The organism is Nitrospirillum viridazoti CBAmc (genome assembly GCF_000730165.1).
GTDB classification, from domain to species: domain Bacteria; phylum Pseudomonadota; class Alphaproteobacteria; order Azospirillales; family Azospirillaceae; genus Nitrospirillum; species Nitrospirillum viridazoti.
Genome location: NZ_CP022112.1, coordinates 982,898 through 1,002,625 on the forward strand (window position 1 = coordinate 982,898; position 19,728 = coordinate 1,002,625).

Consider the following 19,728-nt stretch of genomic DNA (forward strand, 5'->3'; position numbering starts at 1 on the left):
TAGTTCTACTGTGTCATAAGTAGCGCATTTGATGGCAGCATGGACATCGCGGGAGTGTTTTGGCGAGAGCCCGTGCGATGGTTATGCGCATGGTGGCGATGGAGGTCGGAACGTGGCGCTCAGGCCGAGGGGGTGGAGCCCCTGGGTCTGTAAGTTTTGGGAAGGTCAGGCGCCTTGAGGCTCCTGGTTTGAGCAGAAGCTGAGGGGGGAATCGCGGCCCGTTCTCGGAGCAGGAATCCATAGGCGGCGATGCAGAGGGTGGCGTGGTGGTGGAATCCGCGCCATCCCCGGCCCTCATAGTGATCGAGGCCGAGTTCCTGCTTAAGTTCAAGATAGTCGCGCTCAATGCGCCAGCGCAGCTTGGCGGTATCGACCAAGTCCGGCAGCGCCGTCGCTTCCGGCAGGGTGGACAGCCAATATTTGGTAGGCTCTTGCTCGTCTTCCGGCCATTCGATGAGCAGCCACTCCGCCGGCCGCAGTTCGGCCCGCTCATTGTCCCGGTGGGCGGGACGGACGCGGACGGCAGCGAAGCGGGAAGTGAGCGGGGCGTTGGTGCCTTCGCGCCAGGTGACGGTGCGCCACGCTTCTGGCGCCAGGCTGGTGGCCAGTGCCTTCGCCGATGTCGGTTCATGTCCCGGAGCGCGACGCAGCAGCTTCGGTGGCCGCCCCTTGCCGCTCCAGGGCTTGGGCGGCAACGGCACCACACCGGGCGGCCAGACGGTGATGTTGGATTGGACGCCGGCGACATAGGTGAGGCCCAACGCGCTGATCCCATCCCGTAGAGCGGTGTCGTTGCCATAGCCCGCATCCATGAGCACCACCCCGGGGGGCAGTCCCGCTGCCACAGCAGCACGGGCCTGGTCCAGGGCGATGGCGGGCTTGGTCTGGAAGCTGACGGTATCGGGAACGCCAGCCTTGGCCCGTAGCGTCGGGTCGTTGGCCCAGGCTTCGGGCAGATAGAGTTGGAAAGCGACGGGAAGGCTGGCGTGGTCGGAGGCCACCGACAGCGAGACGGCGACCTGGCAATTGTCCTGCTTGCCCAACTGGCCGCAGTATTGCCGCGCCACGCCGACGGAGTGGCGGCCCTTCTTGGGCATGCCCGTGTCGTCGATGATCCAGGCTCGGATCGGTCCATGGGCTTGCAGCACCGGCAACACCAGGTCACGCACCGCGCCCAGCACCACCGCGTCATCCCAGGCCGCTTTGGCGACGAAGTGATGCAGGGACTGGTGCGCCGCCCCAACCCGGCCAGGCTCCACCCGGGCCGCCATCGGCTCCACGCTCTTGCGCTCGCCCGGAAGCATCAGCCCGGTGCAGTAAGCCCGGAATGGGGCAACTCGATCCACGTGACCCAGCGCTGAGGCCAAGTGCTCGACATAGGTCGCAAAACGGCCTTCGCCGCTGCCTTCTCCCGCAGAAAAATCCATGTCGCCCTCGAACAGAACATGAATCTCCCTTATACTTTCTACCTCATTTTATCGCTATGTTTATGACACAGTAGAACTAGGGACGTTGATCCGGCGGTCCGGACAGAACGGATCTACGGTCCTAACATCCGCAACCAGCAGGATTGTTATCACTCCGGTCACCGGCGTCAGTTCAAAATAATACGGACCGACTATGACTTCGGCTTGGTTTCGGTTTTGCGTCGTCGTTTCGCTCCCTGCATCGTACCCTTAAGGCATCGCACTTATCGAGCAGGTGTAACATGGCCGGCTACCAGTTCATCCATCTACAGACACATCCGTTGGTCCGCTCGACAATGGCTGGACCGGACGCGACACGCCCCGTCGATGAGATTATGGCCGAGGCGTTTCGATTGCCAGGCAGCTGCGAACATGTTGCTTCTCGCCAGCTACCACGCGTTCAAGGCGTCCCGATAGATGCACTCATAGATGAACTGGGGCGTCGTGTTCAGGAAGCGGGCCGCATTTCCGGCAGGGCAATCAGAAAAGACCGGAGGGTCCTTGTATCTATGGTGACTAGCCATCCGACCCCAACACATCAGATTGAAGAAGAAACGTTTGATAATTGGGCAAAATCTTCCATCAACTGGGCTCGGTCATGGGCCAAAGCACACCACCTTGACTTCTTCACTGCCGTTCATCATCGAGACGAAGCCTATCCACATTTGCATATTTATTTCCTGCCACGCCCTGATAATGGCATGAAAGCGGATAATTGCCATCCGGGAAAGGTCGCGAAAAAAATGGCGGAGGGCCAAGCCCGAAACACGGGCTTGAGCGGGAAAGACGTTACCCGAGCCGGCAACAAGGCCTACAAGGCTGCCATGGTCGAGTTCCAGGACGAATATTGGGAAAAGGTGAGCCTGGACGCCGGCCTCACGCGCACGGGGCCCCGACGGAAGCGCCTCAGTCGTGGTGACTGGCAGCGTGAAAAGGCTAGCGCGACGCGCTTGGCCCGAGCCCGCCGTGATGCGGAGGCCCTCGCTGATCGGCAAGCTGCGTTGGAGGCGAGGACGCAGGTCTTGGAGGAGCGGGAGAGCGCCCTCGATCAGCAAGTGATCCAGATGCAGGCCTGGACAGCCAGTCGGGAAGAGGCCCTCGATACGGGCTGTGTCGCGGTTAAATATGCCCTTGAAGCGTTGGCGGATCAGCTTCCGGCTGAAGTGGCCGACAACATCAAGCGGTTCTTGAACCAAGCGGAAGGCATCGTGGCGGCGGCTGCAGTGATCAACGCCATGAGTTTGCGGCGAGCCGAGGCAACGTGTGCCAGCGATAACGCCGCGTATTCTGGATTAGAAATGGATCGACGCTCTTCGTTCAATTCACTGCCAGGGCAAACGTGAGCCATCGCCTTAGCATGAGCTTCGATGGTCGATCTCGCCTGAACTGATGGTGAGCCCCTTGGGGAAAAGGGCAGCCATAATGGCGGGAGGTTATTATGGCACGGAGCCTATGGCGGCTACCCATGCGTCGGGCAAAAGTTTTGAACCGTTCCGACCTTGTTGGAACGGTTCAGAACTTGTTTGAACACTTTCAACAAAGTGCGAACAATTCGGACTTTCTCCGAAAAAGTTCGGATTGTTCCGAATTTGTCGGAATAAGTTGGAAAATGTCAGAACGCGTATGCGCGTCCACACCAACGAGCGCTGACGGCGACTCTCGGTAAGGGGATTCCCATCGGGCTGATTTCTGAATCACCAGAGCAAGCGCAGAGGAAGCTTGCTATAGGTTCGGCAGTCGCGGTTCGTTCGGATTATTCAGCAGCGGCTCTGCGCCAATTGGCCCGCCGGTGCGGCGATACCGATCAGGTTCGGCGGTTGTTGGCCTTGGCGCAGATCCTCAACGGCCGGAGCCGGGGTGAAGCGGCCAGGCAGTCGAACGGCAGTGCGGAAACCTGGGCGTTGTGAACGGCCTTCGAGGCCGGGCCGATTATGAAGACCGGACTGCGCGGACCTCCATCTTGGCTGGGGCGTCGTCCCGAGGCCGGATACGTTGAAGCAGACTGATCAAGGCTGGATCGTTAAACCACCTGTGGACGGGGCGGGCCATAAGTTCACACACAGACCACAGGATGGCGACCTCAAGGCCTTAGCCAGAGTGGACCTGCTCCTCCCGTTTGGTTCGCGTAATCTAACCTCGCCTTGGCCGATGGGCCCTACCAGAGAATTTTCCGGATCATGCAACTCGTCTGCCCATAACCGCCGAAGTTGCTGATGGCGCCTGAGGTGTCCCATGCTACTTCGACGGGCTGGTTGGTGCTCTTCGACGTCAGGAAAATGGCAAGCGCCTTTTGCGGATCCACATCCCCGCCGCTTTTAACGTAGAAATAGGAATAGGGCCCCCACACGCAGGCAGCGGGAACGCCCGTCGGCTGGCCGGAAACGCGAATCCACAGTTGGTCACCTCCTATTGATGTGAAGCCGGTCATGATGTTCTGTATGGTCATAATCGCTGATCCTTCCACGGCCTTGGCCGGCGACGTACCGACCACGACAGCAAGCGCCGCCGGAAGACAGGACAAGGCAATTTTAACAACCTTCGCAAGCATTCCCATATCCCTTTTGGAAGACACCTCTAATTTTACTTTATGGCGCAGAGAACTCAGAATTGCACGTTAAAATATTTTCGCCTTGACAATACTTCACCCTCACTCACCGTTGATAATGGCTCTGTCACGACCCACTCGCCCAGCGCCGGACGTTCCTGTCAGTGGCGGATGAATACTCCCCAGAAGTTGGAGTGCGCCCCTTGGGGTGGACAGCTTCAAGCCGCGGAATTGACCGGTGATCGGGCGTGTTGTTCCTCAAAAGCTATAGGACTGATGTAGCCCAACGCCGAATGGAGGCGGCGGGCATTGTAAACCAGATCGATGAAGCGCGGCAGATCGGCCACCACGTCGTCGAAGGTCTCGTACGCCATGGGATAAACGGCCTCGACCTTCAGGGTTTTCATGAAGCTTTCGGCCTTGGCGTTGTCGTAGGGATTGCCACGCCGGCTCATGGAACCGACCAAGCCGTTGTCCGCCAAGATCCGGCGATAGGCGGCACTGGCATATTGACTGCCACGGTCGGTGTGTTGGACGCAGCCGGCGGGTGGGCTTCGCGCGGCGATGGCGGCCTTCAGGGCTGCGATCGTAAGCCGGGTGTCGATGGAGCGGCTGATCGCATAGCCCACGACACGGCGGGACCAGGCGTCCAGGATCACGGCCACGTAGACGAAGCCGGCCATCACGGCGACATAGGTGATGTCGCCGACCCAGAGCTGATCGGGACCAGTGAGGGGCATGTCGGCCGCCCGGTTCGGGAAAATCGGCTCGTCATGGTCGCTGTCGGTCGTGGCGACGAAGCGCCGCCGGCGCCGGGGTTGCAGGTTGTGCTCGCGCATGAGCCGGCGCACCTTCTTGCTGTTGACCACCAGCCCCTGGTGGCGCAGTTCCGCGCCGACCCGCCGATAGCCGTAGCTTTCGAACTCGGCGCAGATGGCTTTCATCCGGTCCAGGATCATGGCGTCGCCGTCGGTCTCGATGGGGGCGTCATAGTAGGTGGAGCGTGCGATCCCCATCAGCCGGCAGCCTTCGGCGACGCTGATACCGACGGGCCGGCAACCACGGATGTAGTCCCGCTTTTGCTGGAGCGTCCGTGCTTCAGCGCCCCCTTTAGAAACTCGATCTCAAGCGCTTGTCGGCCGACCAGCCGTTCCAGGGCGGCGATCCGGCCTTCGTATTCCGCCAGCAGGTTCGACGCCTCAATCTCGTCGTCGAATTCCCCGGCCTCCGCCTTGGCAACCCAAACCCGGATCAGATTGCGACAGATGCCATGCCGCGTCGCCAGGCCGTGAAGGGATTCACCACCGGCATATTCGGCAACCACCTAGCGTTTGAACGCGATGCTGTGAACTCGGTGCTTCGCCATGACACTACTCCTGCAAGGCCCGACATCACCGTCAATCTTTTACCCCCGCCGTGTCCACCCCAAGGGGCGCACTCCAGTTGGACCTGCTCACCGATCTAAGTTCGCAGGTCATCGCCAGGCTGGGCCAGCCGGTGTCCGTTGTCTGCTGTTTCGAGGCCGGACGGGATGGGTTCTGGCTTCATCGGTCCCGTCTCGCCCATGGTGTCGACTGCCATGTGATCGAGCCGGCCAGCATCCTGGTCAACCGCCGCGCCAGGCGCGCCAAGACGGATCGGTTGGACACCGAGGGCATGCTCCGCCTCCTTGCCGCCTGGTCCGGTGGCGATCACCAAGTGTGCAGCATGGTTCGCGTTCCGTCACCCGAGGCGGAGGATGCTCGGCGTCCCCATCGCGAACGCGAGCATCTGGTTCAGGAACGTACCCGCTATGAGAACCGCATCCTGGCGCTGCTGGCGACCCAGGGTATCCGGCAACGGCCATCCTTGCGCACATGGGACCGCGATCTTGCAGCCTTACGGGCCGGCGACGGGCGACCGTTGCCGCCCCTGCTGGCCCGCGAACTCGACCGGTTGCGCCGGCGCCTCGTCCTGACGATGGAATTGATCCGCGAGCTTGACGGCGAACGCGATGGGGCGCTGGAGGCAGCGCCGCAGGATACGGACAACCAGAAGATCGTTACCCTGCGCCGCATCCGCGGTATCGGCGAGAATTTCGCGGCCGTGCTGGTACGCGAGGTATTGTACCGCTCCTTCGCCAACCGCAAGCAACTCGCCAGCTATGTCGGCCTGACGCCAACGCCCTTTCAGAGCGGCAGTATCGACCGTGACCGGCGGATCGGGCGGGCCGGCAATACCCGTGCCCGCACCACCCTGATCCAACTCGCCTGGCTCTGGCTGCGCTACCAGCCGGATAGCGAACTGGCCGGCTGGTTCCGCCGGCGCGTCGGGGCCCTGGAGGGACGGACACGGCGGATCGCCATCGTCGCGTTGGCGCGCAAGCTGCTGATCGCGCTCTGGCGCTACACCGAGACGAGCCAGGTGCCGGACGGCGTGGTCCTGCGCGCAGCATAAAGGATCACGTCCGGCGTCGTCGCTGGCGCGATGGAGGAAACGCGACCGTCTTCGTCAATGGTCATTCCGAACTGCCGCGTGGCAGGTGGGTCGCGTCCTACCGGGGAGTGCGCCTCGTGCATGAGGCATTGTGGCGCGGGCCAAGGACCCGGCCGTATGTAAGGTGATGCAGCCGCAGCTGCGACAAGGATTTCCCCGGCCCCATTCCTCATCAACACCCACAGCCGACAGGAGAATACAGGTGTGCGGAACCCGACTTGACAAACGAACCCTCATGTAAGGACGAGGCGCGGATCGGTCAGCAGACCGAGCTCACCCGGCGCTGGGCCAGGATTGGCACCAGGCCGTCAGCACCAAAGGATCAGCGCCGGGCCTCAGCCTGGATCTTCGGTGCGATCTGCCCGGCGGAGGGTAAAGGTGCCGGCATCGTCATGCCCCGCTGCAACAGCGCCGCGATGAACCGCCATCTCCAGGAAATCGCCGTCCACGTCGCGCCCGGCGCGCACGCCGTCCTCATCCTTGATCAGGCAGGGTGGCATCACTCGGCCGAACTCATCGTGCCGGTCAACATCACGCTCATGTCCCTGCCGCCTCGCTGTCCGGAACTCAACCCGGCCGAAAACCTTTGACAGTTCATGCGCGGCAACTGGCTCCCAAATCGCATCTTCCAGAACTATGACGACATCGTTGACCATTGCTGCCGCGCCTGGAACAAACTCGTCGAACAGCCATACCGCATCATGTCCATCGGACTTCGGCAGTAGGCCCTTGGGTCACAATCAACGCTCTTCGGTATTATAAATTAACGTGATATTAGGATATATTCTTCTGCCCTCTTCCGGTGGGGTGGGCCCCAAAATTGCGATGAGGATTCTGGCTCGGAGTTGGGTTAATTAACAATGATGAGACGATCGAAATTGAATTGCCACATGATGCAAGCAGTAATGTACTCAAAGCCTGTAAGGACTGACCTTTTCAGGAGCATGTGAATCAGAAAATTGGCTGGGGTCTGGGTGTTGCCTAGCCGATTGCTGACAAGACTCTTTGGAAATCCGCTTCTTGTGGATTAACAGAATAAAAAAGGAATTTATATTCCCTTGTTGTGTCAAATTATTCTTGGAAAACCCCTCTTGCAATTCACCAAAAAAGGAACTGGCGCTATGAAATTTAATAAAATATTCTTAATGGGTATTGCTCTTGAAATTTTGGCCGCCCCGGCCACTGCAACAGCAGGAGGATCGGATTACGGGTATGTAAAAAATGTTAGTATGGGGAACGGCGGTTATTTTTATTTTACAGTTGACAGCAATAGAATATTACCCGCCCCCTGTGCAACATCATACAATGGGCGCTGGGCCTTCAATGCTAGTACACCGGCAGGTCAAGTTCTAATGGCATCCATATTGACCGCGTACTCATCCCATATTAAAATTGCGGTTACCGGAGGTGGGTATTGCAATACGTGGCCGGATTCCGAGGACGTTGCATTTATTCAATATGAGAACAATTGAATAGAGAGCTTCGCGTAACAGCGCTGCCCCGACCATCCGCGCGCCTGACAGGCGATATCAGCGGGCGCCGTACGTCGTCGGGTATGAATTTGGGCTAGGGGTGTTGAAGAAGTCAGCTTCTTTGGCCTTTGAGGGTGACCTCGTCATCGTTGTCGTATGAGAGCTCGATCTCAAGGGTGCCGTTATCGTTAAGCTCAGCCGATCCTGAGCCGGTGACCTTATCACCTTCATCGGAACCGCCCCACCGGAAGAAGACGATGGAGCGGCCATATTGCAGATCCAGGCTGGCTTGCATGGCGCCGAGGGCCATTTCACCCTGGCCGTCGTTGCCGATGGTCAGCGTGGCGGGCCCGGCCAGGTTGAGGTAGCTGCCATCCCAGAGGTCAGCCTCAACGATCCGCCAACGCCCGAGGATTTTGCAATCCGCCGGGCCGCTCATGGCGTAACCGCCAGGAGCTTGGGCAGGCGCACCAGGTTGTAAGCGGCGGCGGTGAAGGCGAAGGCCCAATCCACCTTGGCGAGGCCACGCAGCTTGGTTCGGCGCAAGCCAGCCACCGTCTTTATCCAGCCGAAGGCCTCCTCAATGCGCTTGCGCGCCTTCAAGGATGCCGAATAGCCGGGGTGGCGGGTGGTGCGCCCATCGATGGCCGAACGCCGCCCGCTGATGTTCTGGGCAACATGCGGGCGCACAGTAAGCGGTGCGTGCGCCCCACCGGCGTAACGGTTGACGGCTCAGTTCGCGCCGCAGCAGCGCTTGTATTTCTTACCTGATCCGCAGGGGCATGGGTCGTTGCGGCTGACCTTGGCCTGACGGATGGGCGCTGGCTTTGCGGGTGGGCGTGCCGCTCTGATCTTGGCGATCTTGTGCAGGACGAGGATGGCGCGGGGGATTTGTCCGGCGGCCTCATTGAGGCGTTCGTCGATGTCCTCGGCGGGGACGAAGGCGCCGTCGTCGAGGTCGATGAAGCCGACGAAGGGGGTGATGACCGCCTCCAGCCGTTCGTCCCCGGCAAAGGCGGTCCAGCCCTCGGGCGCCAGGGCCATGGCCCGCCAGAAGCCGGAGACCCATTCCCGGACGGCCTGGTGGGTGGGCTTTTCTCCGGCGTCCAGGAAGGCGGGCCGGTAGTCGCAGACCTGCTCCGCCTCCAGCCGTTCAAGGCCAGCGTCGATCTCGCTCAGGAGGCTGTTGTAGCGGGTCATGAGCGTGCCGATCACCGCGTGGAGGTCGGCGTCGTTGTCGAAGGTGGGTTCCTCGTCGCCCCAGAGGGCGGCGATCCAGCGGCTGGGCGGGATCAGGTCGGGGGCCACCACGATGCCGGTCAGATACCCCTCCAGCGCCAGCGGCGACGGCGCGCTTTTCGGTGCCGCCGGCGAGGCGAGGAAGCCCAGCCAGGCGGTGGATGAGGAGGCGATGGTCATGCCGCGGCCCTCACCGCAGTGGCCTGCGCCTCGGCCCAGGCCCACGGCGTGAGTTCGGCCAGCCGCGCGTTGGACCATCCGTCAACCAGCCGGGTCAGCACGTCGGCCAGATAGGCTTCCGGATTCACGCCCTGCAGCTTGCAGGTTTCGATCAGCGAGGCGATCACCGCCCAGTTCTCCGCTCCGCGGTCGTGACCGGCGAAGAGCGCGTTCTTGCGATTGAGGACCAAGGGCCGGATGCTCCGTTCCACCGTGTTGGAATCAATCTCTATCCGCCCGTCGTCCAGGAAGCGGACAAGGCCGGTCCACTGGTTGAGCGCATAGCGGATCGCCTCAGCCGTCGTCGATTTGGCGGACACACGGCCGAGCTGCCGCTCCAGCCATCGTTTGAGGTCCTCGACCAGCGGCCGGCTCCGGGCCTGGCGGGCGGACCGCCGTTCTGCTGCCGTGCGGCCCCGTATCTCCGCTTCGATGGCATAAAGCCGGGCGATCCGCCGCAACGCCTCCTCGGCGATGGGTGCCGGTCCCGTCTTGGTGACGTCGAAGAACTCCCGCCGCAGATGCGCCCAGCAATGGGCGATCGCGATGCCTGCGCGGTTCGCCACCGTCTTGTAGACGATATAGCCGTCGGTCTGGATGATGCCGGCGAACCCGTCGAGCACGCCGGCGGCATGCTTGGCGCTCCGGCCGGGCGCGTAGTGATAGACCACCGCCGGCGGATCGCCGCCCCGCCAGGGCCGGTCATCCCGCGCCAGCGCCCAGAAGTAGCCGCTCTTGGTCCGGCCCCGGCCCGGATCGAGCACCGGCGCCTTGGTCTCGTCAACGAACAGCTTGCCGGAGCGCAACAGGTCGGCGCGCATCAGCCGCCAGATCGGCGTCAACTCGGCGGCGGCGTAGCCCACCCAGAAGGCCAGCGTCAAGCGGTCGATCACGATGCCCTGCCGGGCGAAGCCCTGGGCCTGCCGGTACAGGGGAACGTGATCGGCGTATTTGGTGACCAGCACGGCCGCCACCAGGCGCTCGGTCGGCAGGCCGCCCTCGATCAGGCGGGCCGGCGCCGGGGCCTGGACCACGGCGCCCGAACAGGTGCGACAGCCATAGCGGGGCCGGCGGGTCACGATCACCTGGTAGCGGGCCGGCACCACGTCCAGCCGCTCCGACCGGTCCTCGCCGATCACGTGCATGGCCCCCTGGCAGCAAGGGCAGGCCGTGCTCTCCGGCGCCACCACCACCTCGACGCGCGGCAGGTGCGGCGGCAGCGATCCCCTTGCCTTGCGGCGCTCACCGGTTCGCCGCCGCTTCAGCGCGGGATCATCCTTCTCCGCCACGGCCTCGGTCTCAGCCCGGGCCTGCTCGACATCCTCCAGCGCCAGATTGAGCTGGTCGGCATCGAGCCGCTCCGACCGGGGACCGAACTGCATGCGCTGCAGTTGGCGGATGAGGTGGCGTAACCGGTCGTTCAGGTCCTCGACCCGCTGGCGCTCCGTCCGCTCGGCCTCCAATGTCTCCGCCAGCGCCAGAACCTGGGCGCGCAAGGCCTCGACATTGGCCGGAAGGGTGTCGGGATCGATCCGCATGGCAAGAGCATTTATAGCACGGAATCAGCCACTTGGCATCGTATGCCCCAACGGTCGGGCTATCCCGCAACCTTCGGGCGCCCCTGTCGCGGGACATGCAGCCGGCTCCAGTCCAGCCCGGCCAACAGTGCCTCCATCTGGGCGCCCGACAGCCGCATCACCCCGTCGGTGATCGGCGGCCAGCGGAAGCTGCCGGCCTCCAGACGCTTCCACACCAACACCAGCCCGGTGCCATCCCAGACCAGCAGCTTCAGCCTGTCCGTGCGCTTGGAGCGGAACACGAAGACCGTCCCTGAGAACGGGTCCTGCGCCAGCACCTCCTGCACCAGCGCCGCCAAGCCGTTGGCACCGCGCCGGAAGTCCACCGGCCGCGTCGCCACCAGAACCCGGATGCCGGACGGGGGAAGTATCATCCCAGCCGTTTCAGCGTGCGCAGCACCCGCGCCAACAGGGCCGGGTCGGTATCGCGGCCGACACGGATCACCGCGCCCGCATAGGTGATCTCGATGCCCGGAGTCATTGGCGCCGCCACCCCTTCCGCGACAACGGGGGCGAACGTGACGCCAGCCGCCTTCTCGCCGCCGCGAAGCTCCCGGCGCCACGCATACAACTGGTTCCGGTGCATCCCATGGCGCCGCGCCACAGTGCTCGCCACCGCCTCCGGCTCCAAACTCTCCGCCACGATCCGCGCCTTCTCCTCCGCACTCCATCGGCGCCGACGCTCAGACCCCTCCAACACCTCCGCCGGAAACGGCGTGGGCTCATTGATTGGCAAATTAATGGGCAAACGATCCAACCGGGCCTCCTTCGACAGGCCCGATCATCGCACATCATGGGATATCGGACGACGTGGGGGCAAAATAGCGCTTACGCTAAAAGAGCCGCGACCCTGCTCCGCAGCATCAAAAATGACAGGATTTAGGATTACACCTGTGCATCACTTATGCACATTTTATCACGTAAGCCGATTAGGGCTCTGATTTAACGGGGGGATTCCGCATAGTAATTCCAGATGAGCATACGGTTCATTTACTTCTATCATGACTGCCATTGCTCCATTGACACAATATACCCCCAAAAAAACCGCCCACAGCAAGCAACGATATGAATCCAAACCCACCTCAATCAATTCACTCAATATTATAGGCCCTTAACATCGATCTCGCCAAACTCCGGAAAGGCTCAGTACTTTCATCGCTTTCATTTTCCGCCCTTCTTAACCAGTAGATTGCCCTTAATCGTGCATCATCACCTTCAAAATCTATTAGATTTGAGCCCAAAGCATACATAGCTTCAGAACTTCCATTTTCAAACGCGACCTCAAGCCAACGGACGCCAATTTCGGAATGTGGATCTTTTGTTATCAAGTGAAACTTACCCAGATGCATAGCAGCGCCGGGCGCTCCCGCCAAAGCAGCGCGCTCAAAATATTTAATCCGATTGGGCTTTATGGAGAACCCTTCATCTTCTGGAAAATATTTATTAAAAGATGGTTCATATTTCATGAATTTTTCTAAGCGAGACACAGATTTTTGATTTAACTTTATGAAATTTAAAGAATTCATTCTGTCTGGCTCACCGCACTCAGTAGAGGCCCTTTTAAGCCAATAAACGCCCCGCAATCTCGAATTAATATTTTTTGATCTAAATAGATTTAAACCCAATAAATACATAGCGTCCTTTGAGCCATTCTGATAGGCGATTTCCAGCCAGCGGACTCCCTGGTCAGGGGATTCCTTCTTCATATTAAGATAGAAGCGCCCTAGACGCATAGCGGCATCGGTCTCCCCCGACAACGCGGCCTTTTTCGATGCCTCAATCTCACTAGGCTGCATATCAAATATCTGATCGCCCGCCGATCGCATCGATTTATCTTCTTCTTTGTATTGGACCCAACCAGAAACTGCTGAGTGACCACTCATCGGCCACGCAGAAAATAGGATAGCCGCAAGAATTACCCTACTATTAATCATCATTACCTCGGCACTACTTAGATTGCGGTTGAAAGATATCGAGATGCGTATTCACGCCCCGCTTAAAATCCGCCTCCATTTGCGCAGCTCCATATGAATTATGCGAGACTATATATCCACCACTCCACAATATCCAACCGTTCTCTGAGGGAGCCTCTACTGTAACACCTAGAGAATTTGCAAGGTTCTGAGCAAAACTGGTCGCCCCTCCTTTGCCAGTTTCACATGCATACAAAATAATTTTGATGCCATTTCCTGGCTTGAATCCACCATCTCGGATTACAGCCGCCGCCTCATCAGCCGAGTAGTAAGTTCCACGCTGACTCATGACCCTCCGGGAAGAGCCATGAATACCCACAATAAAGCTGCCGTCTTGAGCTGGAACATTTCTGAAATAAGAATACTCCGCCTGGTCTTCGTTAAATAAATTCAGTTTACCAGGCTGACTCATAGCGTTTTTGGTCGCTCCCCATCCCTTGTGAGGTCCATCCGCCTTCTGGGTCAGTTGCTGGCCTGACGCCTGTGTCAGAACAGGAGCGAAGGTGTTTCCAGCTCTAATCTCAGCCTGTGAGCGGGTGTCACCCCAGGACTGCACCGACACACCGGCTGCCCTAGTGCCTCCGTCTCCACAGTCCCCATCTGACCCCCGAATGTTGGACCCCGTGCAGCTACCCGCTAGTCCCGTAGGATCAACCAGTCCTAATGGGGCGTTCCCTACATAAGCATACTGATTCAGCCCATCGGCAATCCCCGCCGGGTCCATCTGCAACCAGCGGCCTATCCCCGGCACGTAAGTGCGGTTGGGCGTCACATACAGCCCGATCTCGTCATACCGCATGCCGGCGTAGCGATACGGCGACCCCGTCTGCCCGTCCTGGGCACTCTGGCCAAATTCGTTGTAGGAGTATGTACTGATGGCTTGGCCGGCTGTGTTCAGCACGGCGATCACGCTGCCCTGGCGGTCGTGCACCACCAGCGAGCGGTTGCCACCGCCATCCACCATGCCCACCACGTCGCCGCCACCGGCTTCACCCGTGGCGGTAGACCGCACATAGCGCCGCAGCAGGTTACCGTTGACGTCGTAATCGCCCCACTCCACCCCCAGCGCCTCGAACGTCAGCGTCGTCACGCCGTTGATCTGCTTCCAGGCCCGCCCGCCCTCGGGATAATACCCCATGGTCTGTACCGTCGCCCCTTGCTGGAAGCGCGTCAGCATGTTGCGGCTGTCGTAAGCCATGGTCGTCAGACTACCCGCCGCGGTCAGGTTGCCCCGGCCGTCGTAGGTGTAGTTGTTATTGTTCACACTGGGGTAGCCATTGATGGAGTTGGCCGTGCCGTAGTTTTGCGATGCCCCTACCGTCGACAGGAAGGCGTCGTTATCGACAGCCGTGGTGATCAATTGGCCGACGACGTCATAGCCGTAGCTGTAGTTCGCCCCGCCCCCATTCCAACCGGCCCCCAGGAAGGTCAGGCGACTGGCGTTGTCGTAACCGTAGCTGTTCGTCATCACCGCGGCCCCTTGATAACCGCGCCACGTCCCTGTCTTCCGGCTCAACGTGTCATAGCCATACCCGATCCACGTGAAGCCTCCCTCGCTCACCCCGGTTACCCGCGCCAGGCCGTCATAACTCCATGTCACCGTCGACCCGTCCGGCCACCGTGCCGATGTCCGGTTCCCCGCCGCGTCATACCCGAATTGCATCGTCAGGCCGACAGGCCCCGCCCCCGGACGCGGCACATAGGTCGTCGCCGTCATCAGATGGTTCGCGCCATCATACCCCAGCGACCGGCCCGACGAGCCATCCGACGTCGTCTGCTGGCGCAGGCGGCCAATCAGGTCATACCCCAGCGTCACCGTCGGCAGGTTAGCCCGCGCCACCGTCACCAGCCGGTTGGCCGCATCATAGCTCATCGTCGCCCCGGTCCCGTCCCGCAGGTGCAGGGCCGTCTGGTTGTCGTTCGCGTCGTAATCATACCCGTCCGCCGCGTTGTCCGGATAGACCAGCCACGCCACCCGCCCGAACCCATCATAGACGTAGCTCAGCACATTGCCGCGAGGGTCCGTGATCGTCGATACCAGGCCATCGGCGTCATAGGTGTAAGCGGCGGACACCTGCTCCACCGCCGTACCAACCGCGCGGTGCTCCCGTACCTTCTGACCCGCGGCGTCATAGTCCGTCACGCTGACACGGCCCAGCGGGTCTGCCGTCCGCACCAAGCGGTCAGCCGCGTCATAGCCGTAGGTCGTCACCTGCCCCGCCGGATCCGTAACCGTCGCCTTCTGGCCTGTCGCCGTGTAGGTGGTGGAGACCGTCGACCACTGGGTATGTCCAGCGTCCTTCGCCTGACGCTCGTACAGCACCCAGCCATTGGCGTTATAGGACCATTCCGTCCGCGCACCCTCCGGCAAATCCACCGAGATGGGGCGGCCGTTGGCATCATAGGTGGTGGTGGCGGTCTTGCCCCGGGGGTCGGTCACCGTGGTCGCCTGGCCCTGGGCGTCATAGCCGAAGGTCGAGGTGATGCGCGCGGCGCCGGAATCCACGATCTCCTGCGTCGGGCTGCCATTCACGCCGTCATAGCTGAAATCCGTCAACATCCCCGTGGCGTTCTGGGTCCGCGTCATGCGGCCCAGGGTGTCGTACCAGAAAGATGTGGTGGGGCGCGTCGTCGACGTGGTGATGCCGTTGGTCGAATCCGCGATGGGCGCGCCGTACATGTTCGACAGCACGCTGGTGTTCCCGTCGTAGTTCAAGTCCGTGGCGTTGCCTCTAGCATCCACGATGTGCATGGGCTTGGCGAAGTTCGGGTGCCAATCGACATGTACATGCGTCGTGCCCAGGGATGAGCCGGGACGCGCCACCCGCCACATGTCGGTGGTGTTGTTGCGCGCGTCATAGGCGAAGGTCTGCTTGCCGCCGGCGGGATAGTCGTACTCCGTCACGCGGCCGCGGCCGTCATATAAGGCAGTCGTCGTCCGCCCCACCTCGTCAGTATAGCGGAAGGGCATGCCGTAGGTGTCGTACATCACCTCGTACCGGCCGCCGACGGGATCCGTCCGAAAGCCGCGAATGCCGTTGGCGATGCGGAAACCCCACCATCCACGGTCCCCGACCTGCAGATTTTCCGCATCCATGACCCACACCACCCGCTGCAGCGTATCATAATCGTATTGCAGGAAGGGCGTGTTGGGCGTTGCTGGGTAATAAACCTGGTCCAGAAGATAGCGATTGCCCGCATATCGGGCGTTTATTTTATAGACGTCCCAGTTTGTACCGGTGACCGTCACCGTACCGGTGCCGTCAGTGGCGCCTCGCACGATGGTGACTTGGCGGAAATCACCACCCGACAAATTATTATTGAAACCGGTATCGCCGCTGTTGGTGAAGTTGATCTGACGGCCCAGGTTGTTGGACACCGACAGCAGTTCCGGCACGCCGCGGCTGCCTGACCCGTTGTCGTAAGTCAGGTTGATGGTCACCCCTTGCGGGAAGGTCCATTTCTCCAGCCGAAATCCCTTCATGCTGGCGCAGGTGGCCTCGTCCCCCCTGTAGAGGAAGTTCCACTGGTTGAATATTTGGGTATCGGCTTGCGGACCGGTCACCCGGATCGACATGCCGGTGCTGTCCCAGCCGCGCGTCTGCGGTTGGGTCGATTGTGCGGTGACGTTCAGGCAGTCGGTGTTGCGATAGGCCACGCGATTGCCGATCACGGCGGCGGTAGCAGCAGCACCCGCGCCAGGGCTGACCCAATTGCCGTCGATCAGGTGCACGAACTGCTGGGTGCTGGTTCCCACATTGGTGGTGACGACATTGCCGGTCATTTGGCTGAGCCACCAAGCGGCGGCCAAGGGGCCGGCTACCTCGCGCTGTGCGCTGGGGCTGGCCGTATAAACGTCCTGCATGGCGGCAAAGGCGCTGATTGTGGTGGCTGCCGCGCGAAGGTCGCCATCCTGCATCATCTCTAGCGCGCTGGAGGAGATGGAGGCCATGTTGTTCCAATTGGTGGTCCACGGCGCCTGCGGCTGGGTATGGACGGTCGGTCCGAAAAGGGTGGGCGTCTTCTCACCGCCGCGCCAGATCACTTGCGCACTTAGCTGGTAAGGAAACTTGCCGCTGCCCACCGTCAGGTTGACGGGAACGGTATAAGACAGCCCACCGGACTTGAGATCCACACCCATGGCCTTGGAACGATCGACGAAGCGCGCCTTCAGCACGTCGGCCGCCTGCGAGGGATCATACTGCGCCTGGTGCTCAGCCTGGACGCCGCCGCCGCCGCCCTTGGAATTGGTCGTCGGCCCCACCAGGATGTGGGCGATCTCCACCGGGTCGCCATTGCCGTTGTAACGGGTCGCCACCAGGGCGCCGCCACGCTGCTCGCTGGGGCGATGGATGTAAGTCGTGGTGTTGCCGGTGACCTGGGGCACGAACGCACCGGCGCGGCCGCCCGGCCCGAGGAAGGCCTCCTCAGAACCCACGACCTTGAAGCCAGCATTGGTGTAATTGACGATGGCTGTGGACAAGGCGTTAGCACGTTGACTGGCCTCGGCACTTCCGATGACGACATTATAGGCACCGTGCTGGCCGGTGCTGCTGGCATAGGCTGATACCGCCTGGCCCTCCACCTTGGCCAGGGCCAAGGACTGACTGCCATTGGTGTTGTCATAATAATAGAAGCGGCGGCCGCCAACATTGGACGGATCCTCCCCGTCTGCGGGCGGCGCGTTGCCCCAGGAGAAGCGGGTGGCCGTGGAACTGGTATCCGGCAGGTCCGACACCTGGGCCACGGCGGCCGATTCCAGCGACTCCAGCGTCGCGGCGATGGCATGCAGACCGGCGCGGCGGCGCGGGGCATCCGCCGTCCTGCTGGTCAAGCTAATACCTGATTCGACATCAATACGGTCGAAATTGTCGGAGATTGAATAGTATAGCTGGTTGGTGCTCGACTGTTTGTCGTTGTCGACGACGTTGATTTGGTTGTCCGCGGCGACCACGCCGAGGGAATGATGATGGCCATAGACGGACTTGGCGATGGCCGCATGCAGAGAAGCCGCCTTGGCCGACTGCACGACCCAAGTGGCGGCTAGTTGCTCACGCACACCATCACCGGCGCTGGTGAAAAATTCGTTGCCACACGCGTCGCATCCGAAGCGGGGCACAGTGGGCACGGACTTATCCGGGCGGGAACCCCATTTGTCGAGTATGCCTTTGCTGCTGACATCGCCCCAGGCATGGACGATGGTGAAGGGCGTCAGGACCTTAACTGGGCGAGTGACCACCGCATCCATGTAAGTGCCGTAGGCGTTGCTGCTGCCATCGGCCGCGGCGGCGTAAGGATGATTGGCTGTCAAACTGATGGTGGCGTCCTGGCGGTACGCAATCTTGTCGTCGGTTGAGGTGCTGGTCGCCAACACCTGGGCGGTACCGAACTCATCCACCAGCTTCAGCGTGCCCGTGAAGTTATTGAGACTGTCCACATTGGTGCCAGGTCCGGTGAAATTGGTGTCATAGATCAGCTTGCGGCCATAGATCTCGTCCACGAACAGGGTTACGTCGGCCATCGTGACGGTACTGAGCGTACCGCTCGCCATGTTGGCGACTGGCCTGGAAATCTGCACCCGCAGGCTGGTGCGGTATTGGTCGGGAACATTGAAGGTCCAAGTATGGGTAGCTGTCGCCCCGTAGGGCAGCGAGGTCTGCCGCACCGGCCCTTCCTGGCGCACGATGATTCCGCCGCCGACCACATCCTGAATGTGCGCGCCCGGCATGGTGTTGACGGTATTCAGCAGATTCTGAGCATAAGCCTTCATGAATAAGCTGAGAGCACCACTATAAAGCTGGCGAACATAGGGGACGCCATTCGCCGACCCGGTCTCAAACGGCGTGCCCGCGCCGCCGGTTGTCGTCTGGGATAGCAACTGCCCGGGCTGCATGGCCGCCGCCCCGGCCACGTCGATACCGGACTTCCAGGAGTAGGCTTTATAGCTGGGATCGAACAGATAGGTTCCGCCGGCCACATTGGCGGAGACCCACACGTGGGCCATCTGCACGGAGGTGACGGACGCGCCACCATAGTTGCAATCGGCGTTCACGCCACCATTGATCGCGGCCGGGATGCCGCCGCTGGACAGCAATTGGCAAGCGGCATTGGCGTTGGTGATGCCCGTCCAATCATAGAACTGCTGTCCATTCAGGGTGATGGTCCCCGCCTGATAATTGGCGGTATAGCCCGACTGGCGCAGCAACTCGATCATCAGCGCCGCTTGATCGAAGGGTGTGCCAGCCCGATCCACCAAGGCGCCCATGGCCCCCTTCTGCAGGCCGTAGAGGAAGGTGGTGTCAATGTTGTTGCGGACGTAATCGTAGATCAGGTCCGGATCGTTACGCAGCGCAAGCGCCAGCTCGACAAGCTCGTTGGGCCGCGTGCCGACACCAAGACTGTTCGTCCAGCCGGTATTTGAACCGTAATACCCCTCGGCCACCGAAGGCGACAGCAAGGCCGCCGTACCGATCTTGACGGAAGGCAAAGGGTCAGCTCGGGATGGAAGTGATATTAAAGAAATCCCCGCAATAGCGGAAATTAAGACCTTGGACACGAGCGACAATTTCTTAAACATCAACGCCCCACGTTATTTTCTTTGTCTTGTTTTAATTCAAAGCATGGATAAAATTATCGCGTAAACCTTACATGCTCCGCGACCCGCCCCAAAACGACCCCGAGGGCCGCGTAAGCCTTTCAGCTTACCCCTATGATGCACGATAGCCTGCAAAGCCGCATCTTTTCAATGGCGACGAGAACATC

The 19,728-nt window shown here is 60.9% G+C and carries 13 protein-coding genes and 3 pseudogenes; 4 read left to right on the plus strand and 12 right to left on the minus strand.

Annotated features, from left to right (window positions below):
• Positions 1 to 119: 119 nt before the first annotated feature.
• Complete coding sequence (locus Y958_RS26020; protein WP_088874781.1) at positions 120 to 1,427, minus strand: IS701 family transposase; 1,308 nt, start codon at positions 1,425 to 1,427, stop codon at positions 120 to 122.
• A 281-nt stretch (positions 1,428 to 1,708) separates the two neighbouring features.
• On the opposite strand from Y958_RS26020, the gene Y958_RS31615 reads away from it, so the two are divergent.
• On the plus strand, positions 1,709 to 2,809 hold the full coding sequence (locus Y958_RS31615) for a plasmid recombination protein (protein WP_145727846.1): 1,101 nt from the start codon (positions 1,709 to 1,711) through the stop codon (positions 2,807 to 2,809).
• 812 nt (positions 2,810 to 3,621) lie between these two features.
• On the opposite strand, the gene Y958_RS26030 is transcribed toward Y958_RS31615, so the two are convergent.
• The 3 genes from Y958_RS26030 to Y958_RS26040 form a co-directional block, all read right to left on the minus strand.
• Entirely contained in the window at positions 3,622 to 4,014 is a 393-nt protein-coding gene (locus tag Y958_RS26030) for a hypothetical protein (RefSeq protein WP_088874783.1), read from the minus strand.
• Between the two features lie 215 nt (positions 4,015 to 4,229).
• Positions 4,230 to 5,078 carry an IS3 family transposase gene (locus tag Y958_RS26035; RefSeq protein WP_145727847.1) on the minus strand — a complete coding sequence of 283 codons (849 nt, stop codon included), beginning with the start codon at positions 5,076 to 5,078 and terminating at the stop codon, positions 4,230 to 4,232.
• On the minus strand, positions 5,027 to 5,335 hold the full coding sequence (locus Y958_RS26040; RefSeq protein WP_211098723.1) for a transposase: 309 nt from the start codon (positions 5,333 to 5,335) through the stop codon (positions 5,027 to 5,029). Before Y958_RS26040 ends, Y958_RS26035 begins: the two co-directional genes overlap by 52 nt.
• 179 nt (positions 5,336 to 5,514) lie before the next feature.
• Here Y958_RS26040 and Y958_RS26045 point away from each other — a divergent pair.
• From Y958_RS26045 to Y958_RS31620, 3 genes and pseudogenes are all read left to right on the plus strand, one after another.
• Positions 5,515 to 6,447: pseudogene (locus Y958_RS26045) on the plus strand (IS110 family RNA-guided transposase); the annotation flags it as partial.
• A 275-nt stretch (positions 6,448 to 6,722) separates the two neighbouring features.
• Positions 6,723 to 7,211 (plus strand): annotated as a pseudogene (locus tag Y958_RS26050) (IS630 family transposase); the annotation flags it as partial.
• A gap of 366 nt (positions 7,212 to 7,577) precedes the next feature.
• On the plus strand, positions 7,578 to 7,958 hold the full coding sequence (locus Y958_RS31620; protein ID WP_145727848.1) for a hypothetical protein: 381 nt from the start codon (positions 7,578 to 7,580) through the stop codon (positions 7,956 to 7,958).
• Positions 7,959 to 8,070: 112 nt separating this feature from the next.
• Here the strand turns inward: Y958_RS31620 and Y958_RS26055 are convergent, their stop codons facing one another.
• The 8 genes and pseudogenes from Y958_RS26055 to Y958_RS26085 form a co-directional block, all read right to left on the minus strand.
• Positions 8,071 to 8,397 carry a hypothetical protein gene (locus tag Y958_RS26055; protein WP_088874785.1) on the minus strand — a complete coding sequence of 109 codons (327 nt, stop codon included), beginning with the start codon at positions 8,395 to 8,397 and terminating at the stop codon, positions 8,071 to 8,073.
• Positions 8,394 to 8,654, minus strand: a pseudogene (locus Y958_RS26060) (transposase); the annotation flags it as partial. The pseudogene Y958_RS26060 and the gene Y958_RS26055, both read right to left, overlap by 4 nt.
• 36 nt (positions 8,655 to 8,690) lie before the next feature.
• Positions 8,691 to 9,377, minus strand: a complete 687-nt coding sequence (locus tag Y958_RS26065) for a YecA/YgfB family protein (RefSeq protein ID WP_186291499.1) — start codon at positions 9,375 to 9,377, stop codon at positions 8,691 to 8,693.
• On the minus strand, positions 9,374 to 10,954 hold the full coding sequence (tnpC, locus tag Y958_RS26070) for an IS66 family transposase (protein WP_088874786.1): 1,581 nt from the start codon (positions 10,952 to 10,954) through the stop codon (positions 9,374 to 9,376). Before tnpC ends, Y958_RS26065 begins: the two co-directional genes overlap by 4 nt.
• Before the next feature lie 59 nt (positions 10,955 to 11,013).
• Entirely contained in the window at positions 11,014 to 11,367 is a 354-nt protein-coding gene (gene tnpB / locus Y958_RS26075) for an IS66 family insertion sequence element accessory protein TnpB (protein WP_088874787.1), read from the minus strand.
• Positions 11,364 to 11,750: an IS66-like element accessory protein TnpA gene (tnpA, locus tag Y958_RS33115; protein WP_186291500.1), complete on the minus strand. Its 387-nt coding sequence runs from the start codon at positions 11,748 to 11,750 to the stop codon at positions 11,364 to 11,366. The genes tnpB and tnpA overlap by 4 nt, the downstream gene beginning before the upstream one ends.
• Before the next feature lie 334 nt (positions 11,751 to 12,084).
• Positions 12,085 to 12,930 carry a tetratricopeptide repeat protein gene (locus tag Y958_RS31625; RefSeq protein WP_145727849.1) on the minus strand — a complete coding sequence of 282 codons (846 nt, stop codon included), beginning with the start codon at positions 12,928 to 12,930 and terminating at the stop codon, positions 12,085 to 12,087.
• Positions 12,931 to 12,940: 10 nt separating this feature from the next.
• Positions 12,941 to 19,543: an RHS repeat-associated core domain-containing protein gene (locus Y958_RS26085; RefSeq protein ID WP_088874789.1), complete on the minus strand. Its 6,603-nt coding sequence runs from the start codon at positions 19,541 to 19,543 to the stop codon at positions 12,941 to 12,943.
• Positions 19,544 to 19,728: the final 185 nt, after the last annotated feature.